Genomic DNA, 12623 nt, shown 5'->3' on the forward strand with positions numbered 1-12623 from the left:
GCCCCCCCGGGTCATCGGGGGGAGAGCCGGGCCAGGCCCCTGCCGGCGATCCAGGCCGGCAGGGCCAGGATCGCCAGCGTGACCAGGCCGATGCCCGCCAGCTTGCTCTCGACCCCGGTGTGGAGCAGGCCCCAGACCCGGACCGACAGCAGCGAGGTGCCGGGCGGGACCACCTGGTTCGCCGCCGGTAGCTCGCCCATCGCCAGGGCGAAGGCCACCCCCCACGACGCCGCGATGGCGGCCCGGGTCAGGGGCACCCCGACGCGGATGGCCTGCCCGAGCGGGCCGCATCCGTCGACCTCGGCGGCCTCCAGGATCTCGGGCGGCAGCCCCCGGACGGCCGGCCAGGCGACGAGCAAGGCATAGGGGAGCGTCCGGAACCCGAACGCCAGGATCACCAGTCCAGGGGAGTCGTAGAACCGGGGCCACCCGATGTAGCCCAGGACCAACGCCATCCCCGCCACCGGGCCGGGCGTGGCCAGCGTCGCGGCCAGGGTCGCCGCCGTGATCCATCGCCATGCCGCGGACCGGCGGGACTTCCAGGCCAGGCACCAGGCCAGCGCCGCCGTGCCGGTCGCCGCGATCGCGGCCAGGATCAGGCTCGACGCCATCGGACTCTCGAACGGGTCGCGGAAGGCCGGGCCGACGAGTTCCCCCGCCGAGGCCGCGATCGTCCCGGCCAGCCCCGACGGCGACCACGTCGGCGGCCGGCCCGCCACGCCGCCGACCCGGCCGGCCCGCCAGACCAGGCTATAGAGAGGAAGGGCGACCAGGTTGCCCGCCGTCATCAGGATGGCCATCCCCACCGGCACCCGCCACCGGCCCAGCGGCCAGTCCCGCGCCCGGCTCGCGGCCGACGCCAAGCGGGCCGGGTCGAGGCGGAGCAGGGCGGTCGACCCCGCGAAGATCAGCCCGCCCAGCACGATCAGGGGCAGGAGGGCCGAGGCCGCCGCGCCGGGGGCGTCGCCCATCTGGTAGCGGATGTAGGCTTCCTCGGCATAGGTGCGGACCAGCAGGAGGTCGGTCACGGTCATGTCGCCCGCCGTCTGCACGGCCACCGCCAGGGCCGCCGCCGCCAGGTAGCCCGGGCACCTCCGCAGGGTGACCTGCCAGGCCACCCGCCAGGGGGGCAGGTCGAGCCGGGCGGCATCCTCCAACTCGGGCTCGACCGACCGGAGTCCGACGCCCACGATCAGGACGATCCAGGGGAGCGCCGCCGCCGCGTGGATGAACGCTGCCCCCGGCCACCCCACCAGCCACGGCCCGGCCCCGAGCGCCTGGGACCGGCCGGCGTTGCCGAACCCGCCCAGCCAGGCCGTCGCGTGGAGCGGGGTCGGCACGAAGGCCGCCAGGAGGACCGCCCCGAGCATCGCCCGCCGGCCCCAGGCATCGGTGCGGCACAGGAGGAATGCCAGGGCGACCCCGGCCGGCATCGCCATCGCCTCGGCGGCCACCACCAGCCGGGCGGTCTCCCAGGCCAGACCCAGGGGCCGGACGATCTCGCCCGGCCGGGCCGGCTGGCCCGAGCCGTCCCCGCCCCATCCCCCGACCGCCGCCCGGGCCGTCGCCAGCAACGGCCACCCGACCACACCGATCAGGGCCAGCGCGAGCAGGAGGTCGCCGAGCCGCCGGGCGATCAAGCGCGGAGCCCCGCCGCCTTCATCAGCTTCGACGTCTCCTCATAGGCCTCCCGGACCCACTCGACGATTCGGTCGGGCTCCGGGGAATACTCCAGCTCGATCGACATCGTGGCGTCGTCCAGCCCGAGGTCGCGGATTTTACGCAGATACGGCCCGAAGTCCACCACGCCCCGGCCGGGCGGGAGGTCGCCGTGGACCTTGCCATCGCAGTCCGAGATGTGGACGTGGGCCACCCGGCCCCGGAGCTGTTCCAGGGACTCGGCCGGCTCGCCGGCCAGCATCAGGTGGGAGATGTCCAGGTTGGCCTTCACCGACGGCCGGCCGACCTCATCGAGGAACCGGGCCATCTTCGCCACGTCGTTGAGCAACGACAGGCGGAACGGCTCCAGTTCCAGGGCGATCTCCAGCCCCAGCCCCTCGGCATACTCACCCAGCGCCCGGACCTGCTCCACGCCGGCCGCCCACTGCTCGGCGGGGGGGATGACCTCCTTCTGCCAGACGTACTCGCCGAGCACCAGCAGGAGATTCCTGGCCCCGAACCCCCTGGCCATGTCCAGGTAGGCCCGGACCCGTTCGGCGTGGAACCGCCGGACGCTCGGGTTGAAGTCCACCAGCCCGAGCGCCACGCAGGCCACGCTGACGATCGGCAGCCCGGCCCGGTCGCACTCCTCCTTGGTGAGCCGGATCTCCGCCGCGTCGGCGTCGAGCGGGTCCAGGAAGATGTCGATCGCGTCGAAGCCGATCTCCTTGGTCTGGCGGATGCCGAACGCCGTGTCCCGCCCGGCCTGGGCCCAGGCGGAGTTGATCAGGCCGAGTTTCATGGATCGGTGACCTCCGGGGTATTCGGGGCGAACTCGGCGAAGTCGACGACCCGATGCTCGCGGGCCGCGGCGAGCACGGCCTCGCACAGGGCGAGGGTGCGGAGGTGGTCGCGGCCGGGGATGTCGGGCGTGGTGCCGGTTTCCAGTGCGATCAGGAGCCCGGCCATCGGCCCGGCGAAGGCGTCGGGGAACCAGGCCTCGGCCCAGCGCGGGCGGTGCCAGACGCCGGGCTCGTCCAGGGTCGTCCAGTCGATCGTGCTCGGGACCCGGGCCGGCCAGCCCGGCCAGCCGATCGTCCCCAGCGCCAGCCCGCGCGTCCCCTCGAACCGCCAGCGGACGGACAACTCCTCGCGCGTCGGCCCGGCCCACACGTCGTCCCAGGCCGAGGCACGGGCCTCATTCGCATATTCGAGGATCGTCAGGTTGATCCCGTCGTCGTGCGGGAACGTCGTCCGGGGGTCGGGGCGGGTGCTGGCCAGGACCCGGGCCGGGTCGCCGAGCCAGTATCGGAAGGTGTCGAGGTGGTGGATGCTCATGATGAATGTCGAGAGCGACCGGCCCCCCTCGGCCCAGGGCATCCAGTGCGGCACGGCCCGCATCTCGATCGTCGCCAGGACCGGGTCGCCCAGGACGCCGCGATCGATCAGCCCCTTCAGGGCCCGGACCGAGTGGTCATGCCGCATGTTCTGGTTGACCTGGAGCACCACCCCGGCCGCTTCGCAGGCCTCGACGATCTCCCGGCCCTCGGCCGCCGTCATGGCCAGCGGCTTCTGGGCGAGGATCCCCCGAGGCCGCCGCGGGTGGGCCAGCAGGCGGCGGATCACGCCCGGTTGTTCCCGGGGCGGGACCGCGACGTCGACCACGGTCACGGCCGGGTCGTCCAGCATCGCCTCGGCCGACGGGTAGACCCGGGGCACGTCCCGGAGCGCGGCGACCTCGCGGGCGGTGGCCTCGGTCCGCGACGTGATCCCCGCGACCGGGAACCCGGCGTCGGCATAGGCGACCAGGTGGCAATCCCGGACGATGAACCCGGCGCCGACGACGCCGATCCCGAAGTCCCGGCCTCGGGGCATCGGCGGCAGGTGGCTCGGGGGAAGGGGGGCGTCCATCGGTGCCGATCCGCTTCGGGGTGGAGGGGGGCCGGGCTTGCTGGCTTTTCGCCTCCCAGTCTAACCCCTCCGCGCGTCGGGTCCAGCCACCGGCCCGATCAGGCCGGGACGGCCAGCGTCACCAGCACCGTGGCGTCGTCGACCCCCCGGAGCGAGTGGGGCTGGCCGGCCGGGACGTAGAGCAGGTGCCCGGCGTGGAGTTCCTGGGTTTCGTCCCCGATCGTGAAGTCGACCTGCCCTTCCAGGCAGTGGACCGTGATCGTGCCCCGGGCCGAGTGGGTGGGGATCTCCTTGCCGCGGGGGATCACCAGCCGGAGCACTTCCAGGCCGTCGGCCTTGAACAGGGCGGAGGTCCGGGCCTCCGCGAAGGCCGGCCCCAGCGGGCGGACGTCGATGACCTGGCCGGGCAGAGCGTGGGGGATCGCCATGGGACATCATCCTCGATTCAGGGCAGGATCCTGGAAAGGGCGTCGCGCATCCGCCGGGCTCGGGCTATGTAGGCCTCGGCCTGATCGGCCGGGCAGAGGTCGCGCGCGGTGGACTCGAACAGGGCGAGCCAGCGGTCGAAGTGAGCGGCGTCCAGGCCCTCGATCGCCCGGTGCCGTTCCAGCGGATTGCCGGAATACCGGCCCGTCCGCAGCAGGGCGGCCGACCAGAAGTCGGTCATCTTCGCGAGGTGTTCGCCCCAATTGTGGATCCGCGAGGCGAACACCGGGCCGAGGCGGTCGTCCTGGGCCGCTCGCCGGTAGAAGGCTTCGACCACCCGGCGGATCTGGGCCTCGTCGATCCCCAGGGCATCGGCGAAGGGGGCCGCGATCCCCTCGGTCAGCGGCAATGAGAGAGGAGGTCGGTTCATGCCGGGCCGTCCTTCCAGGCCTCGGGCAGGTCCGTCCGGGTGGCGCGGAGGATCTCGATGATGGCCCGGCGGTCCTCGGCCGACAGCCGAGGGTCGTCCTTGCGGCGGTTGCGATCGTTGAGGATGTCCCAGAGCCGGCCGTCGATGTAACCCTTGACCTCGGCGGGCAGCGAGGTATAGGCCCGGGAGGTGATCAGGTAGCTGCACGGGTGGCGGAACAGGCGGGTCTGGAGGTCAAACTCCCGGAGCGACCGGCCTTTCCCGTCGCGCGGACCCCGGGCGGCGAACTCGGCCGCGAAGGGGGAGGTCCCCTCGATGTCGCCGGTCAGCTGGGCCTCGCCCTGGAACAGCATGTAGCGGACGACGGCATCCCCCACGCTCCGGATCCGCGATCGGGTGCTCTCGGCCTCGGTGCCCGGCGGCCGCCCGAGGGCCTTGTTCAGGTCCTCCTGGTAGTGCAGGGCCATCCGCGTCTCGATCCCGGCGCGGGCCAGGCGGTTGAGCATGCCGACCTGGTGTTCCAGGACCATCAGGGCCACGATGTCGCTGTGGGGCGTCGGATACAGGGCGGTCGTGAACCGGCCCGACAGGTCGACCACGTTCACGCCGTCGTCGTCGTAGCTCTCCGGCTTGCGGTTGCCCCGATAGATCCGATTGCCGAGGTGTTCTTGATTCCCGCTCGTGCCGGTGACGTACCAGCCGCCCCAGCGCTCGGCCAAAGGGCTCTCATGATCGGTCCGGAACGACCCCCCGGCCAGCATCGGCTCCCCCTGCCGATCCACATAGAGGGAGCGGACCAGATGCCCGGGCATCTTCTGGTTGGCCGAGGAGGCATGGCAGAGCAGGCACGACTCGGTCTGGCGTTCCGGCGCCGGGGGGACCTCCCGGTCCTGGTCGATCGTGTAGAAGGAAGTGCCCAGGGCGTCGTCGACCGTGGCGATCTCCAGCACCGACCCCTTCAGGCAATAGCCCACGGTCACGTCGTCGTTGAAGTAGATGGCCCGGGGCGTCTTGGGGGAGATCCGCTGCCTTTGCATGCTGGTCTTGGAATAGACCAGCACCTGCGACGACTCGGGAATGTCGAGGGCCTTGAGCAATCCCCGGAGGTAGCCGTGATCCCCGGCGAACTCCAGCCGCGCCGCGCCCGCGTCGATCCGGCCCTTCAACTCGGCGATCGGATTGCGGGGCGTCGCCGTGCTGTACCGGATCGGCTCGGCCTCGATGTCCTGGCCCGACGAGGGTGGCGCCGAGGCCAGCAGCCAGGCGGCCAGCATGCCTCCGATCCATCGACCCGATCCCGCCCGACGGTTGCCCATCATCGCCCCTCGATCGGTCTCGTTAATTGGTATTCAACATACATGATATGGGGCCTGGCCCGGCTGTCAATGAAACAATCCGGGGTGGCCACGAACACGAACTGCCGAGCTTGACCCAAGAAGGTGCCGGCTGCATCGTGATTTCTCGGGAGAGAGTCGTTCACTCCATCGAGGAAATGACCATGGGTTTCTTGCTGCTCTGCCTGATGTCGATGGCGCCGGCGGTGGCCGATGAGGCGATCACCGAGATCGCCCTCCGGCGTTCCCCCTGCTTCGGCAAGTGCCCGGTGGACGAGGTGATCCTCCGCTCCGACGGCACGGCCGAGTACGTGGGCACCCGGTTTGTCCCGCGACTGGGGAAGTATCGGGGCAAGCTGGCCCCCGCCGACTTCGAGACGCTGGCCAAACTCCTGGCCGACCGCAAATTCTTCGCGCTCGACGCCCGCTATGCCCGGCCGATCACCGACCAGGCGACCTGGACCACCTCGGCCAAACGCGGGGCGGTCGAGAAGAAGGTTGAGGATTATGGCGGCGCCGGGCCGGAGGGGCTGAAGGAGATCGAGCGCCGGATCGTCGAGGTGATGGATCGGATCGAATGGCAGAAGGCGGGCTGATCAGGGGGACGGCCGGAACCAGGCGGCGAACTCCTCCTCGACGCCGCCCCGGCGGGCGACCCGGACGATCCGGGCCATCGCCAGCGACGGGGCGAGCACGGCCATGCCCCGCACGCCCCATCGCTCGGCCGCGAGCCAGGCGGCCGGGGAGATCACGGCCACCAGGGCCAACCCGGTCAGCCCGAGCAGGACGACGTGGGGCTCGCACGCCTTGTAGGCCGGCCAGGTCAGCATCCCCCGGCCGCGTCGAGGCCACGGGGCCGGCGGCGCGGGGCGGCCCCCCGACCCGCCGGCGACGCGGAACGAGTCGGGCGACGCCTTGAGCCTCTGGAAGAAGGCCTTGTAGCGGGCGTCGTTGTGGAGGCCGAGGAACAGCCACCCGGCGGCGATCGCGAACCCGGCCGCCGTCCAGCGGAGATCCCCGGTCCGCGCCGCCAGCCCGTACCCGAGGCCGAAGCCCAGCGCCGGGGCCGTGGCGTGGTGCATCAGATAATCCAGATACACCCCGTCCAGGCTGGCCGTGCCGGTCCAGCGGGCCACCTGGCCGTCGACGTGGTCGAGCCAGAAGGTCAGGTGGGCCAGGGCCACGCCCGCGACGAATCCCCACCGGGTCCCGGTCGCCACCGCGACGGCCGCCCCCATCCCGGCGAGCCAGGCCAGGAAGGTGACCTGGTGGGCCGAAAGCCCCAGGCGCACCGCCGCCCAGGTCCCGTAGATGGCCGCAGGCCGGCCGACCCGCCGGGCCAGCCAGTTGCCCACCTCGCGATGCCGGCCCTTGTGGGCCCGCGCCCGGAGTTCGTCCAGGGTGGGGTGTCGATTCGTCACGGCCCTTCCTCCGCCCGGATCGAGTAGATCGCGTAGCGGCGGGTCACGCCGTCTGCGTCGGACAGGTCGCGGCGATAGACCGGCTCGTGCGTCGCCAGCCAGGGGGCGAGCAGGCGGCCGAGGGTCGGGTCGAACTCGACCGCATGCTCGGGGACCGGCGGGCAGAGCAGGACGTGGGTGAACCCGGCGCCCCGCAGGGCCTCGACCACCCCGTCGGCCGATTCGCCGTGCCGTCCCAGCCCGGTCCGCCGCCGGTGGGCCAGTTCCATGGAATAAGGTCGAGGGATGTAGAACCCGCGATGGTCCTGCCCGACCAGCCGGGCATCGCCGGGCAGGTGGGCGTCGATCCACCGACCCACCGGATAGGTCGGCTCGCGGCGGGTCAGATGAGAGTCGGCCGATTCCCGGCCCAGGACCACGCCGAGGCCCGTCCGGGCCCGGGCCACCGCCAGCGATGCCTCGAACCCCAGGGCCAGGAGCAGGATCCCGACCAGGGCTTGCGCCGGGATCGTCCGGCGATCCCGCCAGGTCGAGGCCAGCCAGCCCACGCCCACGGCCATCGGCCCGACGGCGGTCAGGACGAATCGCATGCTCTGCCGCTGGGTCAGGCAGAGCGACAGGAACGCATAACCGACCAGCACGACCACCCAGACCCGTCGCGGCGGGCGCTCCCAGATCAGGGCCGGGAGGAACAGGAGGAACATCGGCCCGAACTGGTGCGAGAAGCTGTCGAACCGGCCCGGTTGCAGCGTCATCGGCCCGAGCGCCGTGAGGACGTTCCAGGCGGTCGGCACCATCGCCTTCTTCGCCGGGTCGAGCACCTCGTCCAGCCCCGCGCCGCCGAAGACCTGGCGAAAGAACGGGAACACCGGATTGCCCGTGTGGAGATATGCCCGAAGATACCAACCGCCGCCGACGAGCACGGCCATCCCGCCGAACATCAAGGCATGCTTTATCCGCACGCGAATCCCACCCGGCCCGAGGAGCATCCCCAGCCCGAGCACGCCCAGCAGCACCAGCCCCGGATATTTCACCCCGATGGCCAGCCCGGCGAACGCCCCCGCTAGCAGGGCCGAGGCCATGGACGGCCGATCGCGGTGTCGCATCCAGGCGAAGATCGCGGCGTTGCCGAAGGCTGCCAAGGCCACGTCGTTGAGCGGTGCCCCCATCCCGTTGGAGACCGCCGGCACCAGCAACGCGATCGTCGCCGCCCACCGGGCCCGCGTCCCCAGAATGGGCCTGGCCAGCGCCGCGACGTTGGCCGCGAACACGATCCCCAGCAGCCACTGGACCAACCGGCACGCCACCGGCCCCCGGAGGGCCAGCGCCACGGCATAGAGCATCTCGACCGAGAGGGGGTAGACCGTCTCGTGCAGGTCGGGCTCGAACGTCGCCCCGCCCGCCGCCAGAAAGACCTTGGGGACCTGGAGGTGATAGCACAGGGCGTCCCCGTCCGTCACCGGGGCCAGCGCCGTCGCCAGCGACCCGGCCGCCGTCGCCGCGAACAGCCAGTCGAACGCCCGCCCGACCCCATCCCGCCCCCGATCCCGGACGATGCCCCTCACCACCCCGGCCGTCGCGTCCCATCCTGCCTTGCCGCCGACTACCAACCCGATCACCATCGCCAGCCCGATCGACCCCGGCGTCAGCCGCCCGGCCACCCCCAGCCCGAGCACCGCCAGCGCCAGACCGCCGAGCCCGAGCGGCACGGACAGGGCCCACGCGTCGGCCGGATCCTCGGGCCTCATCCCGATCGCATCGAGCACCCGACGCCCGACGCCCGCCGCGACGATGGCCAGGAAGATCAAGAATCCCAGGTCGAGCGGCATCCGTCTCCCTATGCGTTCGTTGAATCGTTCGAGCAGCGGAAGACAATGGCTAAGGCGAGGCGAAGTTGCGAGAGGACCTCCGGCGGAATCATCCTCGACTTCTACCGCCGGCCAGCAATCCGCCCCATTCATGCCGGCGGCCCCAGAGCCACATCGTCGGGGCGAGCCAGGCCGCCAAGGCCAGGGTCCGCAGGGCGAGGGCCGCCCACGAGCCGAGGTCGTTCAAGGGCCAGTGGGCGACCAGGAGCGTGCCGAGCGTGAAGCCGACCAGGGTCCGGCAGGTCCGGGCGCCGTGGCCGATCCAGGCCCGGACGCCCAGCAGGGGGGCGAAGGCGACGCATGCGGTCAGGGCCGAGACGATGGCGTAGCCGAGCGAGACGCCCCAGGCCACGCCGACCATCCCGGCGCGGTCGGCCCCGACGATCCCGAATCCGGCCGTCGCGGCCAGCCCGACCAGGGTGGCCAGGGCGAGGCGGTAGGGTCGGCCGAGGGCGATCATCGCCTGGCGGGCCGGCCAGGCCAGGCCCAAAAAGAGGGCGCCGGGCAGGGCCGGCCGGAGCGCGGGCAGGCCTTCGACATAGCGGGGCATGAGTGCGCCCAGGACGGTCGGCGCCAGGACGTAGGCCACGGCACCGCCCGCCGCGAGCAGGGGGGCCTGGGCCTCGGCGGCACGCATCGCCTGCCGGGCCACTTCGGCCGGATCGCGGGTCCGGCCCAGGGTGGACTGGAAGTAGGTGTAGAGGACCGTGACGATCCGCCCGGCCAGGTCCAGGCTCCAGCTCGTCCCCATGATCGCGATCGTGTAGAGCCCCGCGACTCGTTCGCCGTCGGGCACGCGTCCGAGGATGAGCACGCGATCGATGCCCAGCACGGCGCCGAACGCCGCCGTGTTGGCCAGGATCGGCAGCCCGGCGACCATCAGCCGCGATGCCAGGGGGAGGTCCCAGGCCCAGCGGAACCGGAGCGGATGGCTCGCCTGCAGGTAGGCGATCTTCGCCAGGAGGATCACCGCCACCGAGGCCAGCAGGCCCCAGAACCCCGCGAACCACAGGCCGAGGCCGACCGCGACCGCCGAGACCAACGACTCCAGAACGTCGACCCGGCTGGTGAGCGCGAACTCCTGGTGGGCCCGCAGCACGGCGATCAGGAAGCTTTCTTGCCGTTTGAGCAACGCCAGCCCGGCCACGGCCACCAGCCCCCAGGTCCACTCGGCGGCCAGCGGGTCGGCGGCCAGGGAGCGGGATCGGAGCAGGGCCCAGGCGATCAACCCGACGGCATAGATCAGGCAGGTCAGGGTGTTGGTCGTGTGGGCCACGTCGGCGATGTGGCGGGCCTCGGCCTCGCGGCCCTGGGCGCGGAGGATCGGGATCTCCTGGACGGCCCCGAGGCCGATCCCCAGGCTCGACCGATTGGTGTTGTCGAGCGCCAGCCTCAGCCCGGTGTAGACGCCGAGCCGAGCCGGGTCGAGCCACCAGCGGAGCATCAGCGCCGTCAGCGTCCCGATCCCGCGGCCGACCTGCCCGCCGACCACCACGACCAGGCTATCGCGGACCGCCCCCCTGGGCTCGGCCCGGGGCGGTGCGACCGCGCGGGCGGGCCGGGTCAGGCTCGCCACAGCTCGGCCACGCAAAACTGGGAGTCGTAGGGATCGCTGGGGATCGGGCCGACCTCGGCCAGCGGGATCCCCCGGTCGCGATACCAGGCGGCGGTGTCGTAGCCGTACCGGTTATAGGTGACGTCGGTGTCCTCGTTGTGCGCGGCGAACCGGCGGCCGACGCGGACCACCTCGCGGCGGATCGCCTCGGCCAGCTCCGGCTCGTTGTGGAGGATCACCGCCGAGGTCACCACCATGTCGAACGCGTTGTCCGGGAACGGCAGGCGGACGCCCGAGGCCAGGATCAGGTCGATGTCGTTGAGCCCTTCCAGGTAGTCGCGGGCCTTGCCGAGCTGGCTCGGGCTGAAGTCCACGCCGACGATCGGGGCGCCGGTCTGGGCCCTCATGCAGCGCACCAGCTTGCCGTAGCCGCAGCCGACTTCGAGGATCGACTCGGGTTGGTAGTGCGAGATCCGCCGCGCCACCCATTCGGCCCGATGGGTCCGGGCGAGCTGCCCTTCCTGCTCGCGGAAGTAGTCGTGCCCGCCCCGGAGCGTCCAGTATTCGCGGGGGTCGGCGTAGACCACCCGCCGTTTCACGCCCGGCCAGCGCCCGAGCGTCTTCCGCATGGCCTTGTGCCAGGCATACTTCCCGCCCCGGTCTCGCCAGGCCTTCCAGGCGCGGACGACCAGCGGCGGCGGTTCGAGCTGTCCCACGGCGCAAACCTCCTCCATGAGGGCGCCTCGATGCCGGGATGCAATTCCCCCATCGGGCGTGCGATGCGGCGGGAGTGTAGGCCCGCGGCCCGGTGCGGTCAAGGCGGGATGGGCGAGGGCCGCCGGCGGGGGCGCCGGCAATTCCCCCCTGGGGGCGATCGGGGGCAGCGGATTTGCCTGGTTCGGTCGGGCGGCGATTTCATCATGAGAGCACCACGTCGCGGCGATACGCATCGGGGAAAGGTCCATGGATCTCATCAAAGGCGCGGCGCTCTCCCTCCTGGCGGCCATCGGGACCGCCTCGGCCGCGGCGGCCGGCGAGACTCCCGCCGCCAGTCCGCCCATCGCCGAGGGGATCCGCTGGCCCGGGGAAGGGGGCAAGCGGATCGTCGTCTCGGTCGGGATCACGATCATCGACTTCGCCCGGGTCAGCCCCCAGGATGAGACCTTCGAGATGGCGGGCTACCTCGACCTCGGCTGGGTCGACCCCACCCTGGCCCTCCCCCCGGAACGGGCGAAGACGACGCGTCGCCGGTTCCGGAAGGGGGACATCTGGTCGCCGGAACTGGAGTTCGTGAACGCGGCCGAGCAGGTCCAGAGCGAACGAGACGGGGACCTGTACGTCGACCCGGACGGGCGGGTGGTCCAGCGGGTCCGGTTCAGCCACAACTTCCGATCGAGCCTCTACCTGAAACGGTTCCCGTTCGACCACCAGACCCTGACGATCTCGATCTCCCCGTTCGACCCGTTCGCCCGGGACATCGACCTGGTGATCGACCGGCGGGCAACCGGGAAGCTGCCGGGGGCCTCCGTCCCGGACTGGAAGATCGAGAAGGTCTCCGCCCGCATCGATCCGCCGTCGGACGGCAATCCGTCGGATCAGGCGTTCGTCTTCGAGGTCAAGGTCTCGCGGCGGTCCACGTTCTACCTCTGGCGGGTCTTCCTGCCGCTCGCCCTGCTGGTCGCCGTGTCGTGGTCCGTCTTCTGGATCGACGAGGAGGCCGCCCCGGCGAAATTCGGCACGGCGGTCACCGTGCTCGTCTCCCTGGTCGCTTTCAGCTACACGATCGACTTCTCGCTGCCGAAGGTCCCCTACCTCACGTTCGCCGACACCTTCTCCCTCGCCTCGTTCGCCTACGTCCTGTCGGTGATCTTCGCGGTCACGGCGATCCACGTCATCCACAAACGCCGGGGGTCTGAGGCCGCCGAGCGCCTCCAGGCCCGGGCCCGGGTCGGCTTCCCGGCCAGCTTCGTCGCGGTGATCCTGGCCGTCTCCATCTACTCGCTGGCCTGAACGACGGGT

General features: G+C 71.7%; 12 protein-coding genes. 2 read left to right on the top strand and 10 right to left on the bottom strand.

The features are described from left to right. Window positions 1-11 precede the first annotated feature (11 nt). From TA3x_RS12560 to TA3x_RS12585, 6 genes are all read right to left on the bottom strand, one after another. On the bottom strand, window positions 12-1640 hold the full coding sequence (locus tag TA3x_RS12560) for an ABC transporter permease (protein WP_435021698.1): 1629 nt from the start codon (window positions 1638-1640) through the stop codon (window positions 12-14). Beyond that, on the bottom strand, window positions 1637-2461 hold the full coding sequence (locus TA3x_RS12565) for a sugar phosphate isomerase/epimerase family protein (protein WP_435021700.1): 825 nt from the start codon (window positions 2459-2461) through the stop codon (window positions 1637-1639). Before TA3x_RS12565 ends, TA3x_RS12560 begins: the two co-directional genes overlap by 4 nt. Next, window positions 2458-3570 (bottom strand): Gfo/Idh/MocA family protein, encoded by a 1113-nt coding sequence (locus TA3x_RS12570; RefSeq protein WP_435021702.1) that lies wholly within the window; start codon window positions 3568-3570, stop codon window positions 2458-2460. Before TA3x_RS12570 ends, TA3x_RS12565 begins: the two co-directional genes overlap by 4 nt. A 98-nt stretch (window positions 3571-3668) precedes the next feature. Next, window positions 3669-3998, bottom strand: coding sequence for a cupin domain-containing protein (locus tag TA3x_RS12575; protein WP_435021704.1), 330 nt, complete (start codon window positions 3996-3998; stop codon window positions 3669-3671). 17 nt (window positions 3999-4015) lie between these two features. Beyond that, window positions 4016-4426: a group III truncated hemoglobin gene (locus TA3x_RS12580; protein ID WP_435021706.1), complete on the bottom strand. Its 411-nt coding sequence runs from the start codon at window positions 4424-4426 to the stop codon at window positions 4016-4018. Beyond that, window positions 4423-5700, bottom strand: a complete 1278-nt coding sequence (locus tag TA3x_RS12585; protein WP_435021708.1) for a hypothetical protein — start codon at window positions 5698-5700, stop codon at window positions 4423-4425. The genes TA3x_RS12580 and TA3x_RS12585 overlap by 4 nt, the downstream gene beginning before the upstream one ends. Window positions 5701-5924: 224 nt before the next feature. Here TA3x_RS12585 and TA3x_RS12590 point away from each other — a divergent pair, with 224 nt between their 5' ends. Further along, window positions 5925-6356: a DUF6438 domain-containing protein gene (locus TA3x_RS12590; protein ID WP_435021710.1), complete on the top strand. Its 432-nt coding sequence runs from the start codon at window positions 5925-5927 to the stop codon at window positions 6354-6356. Here TA3x_RS12590 and TA3x_RS12595 read toward each other — a convergent pair whose 3' ends face one another. The 4 genes from TA3x_RS12595 to TA3x_RS12610 all read right to left on the bottom strand — a co-directional run bounded on the left by TA3x_RS12595 (window position 6357) and on the right by TA3x_RS12610 (window position 11320). Beyond that, entirely contained in the window at window positions 6357-7181 is an 825-nt protein-coding gene (locus tag TA3x_RS12595) for a CDP-alcohol phosphatidyltransferase family protein (protein ID WP_435021712.1), read from the bottom strand. Next, window positions 7178-9010 carry an ArnT family glycosyltransferase gene (locus TA3x_RS12600; RefSeq protein ID WP_435021714.1) on the bottom strand — a complete coding sequence of 611 codons (1833 nt, stop codon included), beginning with the start codon at window positions 9008-9010 and terminating at the stop codon, window positions 7178-7180. Before TA3x_RS12600 ends, TA3x_RS12595 begins: the two co-directional genes overlap by 4 nt. 88 nt (window positions 9011-9098) lie before the next feature. Then, window positions 9099-10640, bottom strand: a complete 1542-nt coding sequence (locus tag TA3x_RS12605) for a lipopolysaccharide biosynthesis protein (RefSeq protein WP_435021716.1) — start codon at window positions 10638-10640, stop codon at window positions 9099-9101. Next, the gene (locus tag TA3x_RS12610) at window positions 10613-11320 is read right to left on the bottom strand and encodes a class I SAM-dependent methyltransferase (RefSeq protein WP_435021718.1); all 708 of its coding nucleotides are present in this window, start codon (window positions 11318-11320) and stop codon (window positions 10613-10615) included. Before TA3x_RS12610 ends, TA3x_RS12605 begins: the two co-directional genes overlap by 28 nt. A gap of 247 nt (window positions 11321-11567) precedes the next feature. Between TA3x_RS12610 and TA3x_RS12615 the strand changes: the two genes are divergently transcribed. Beyond that, on the top strand, window positions 11568-12614 hold the full coding sequence (locus TA3x_RS12615) for a hypothetical protein (RefSeq protein ID WP_435021720.1): 1047 nt from the start codon (window positions 11568-11570) through the stop codon (window positions 12612-12614). The last annotated feature ends 9 nt before the right edge of the window (window positions 12615-12623 follow it).

Source organism: Tundrisphaera macrotermitis, from assembly GCF_051175315.1.
Classification (GTDB): Bacteria; Planctomycetota; Planctomycetia; order Isosphaerales; family Isosphaeraceae; genus Tundrisphaera.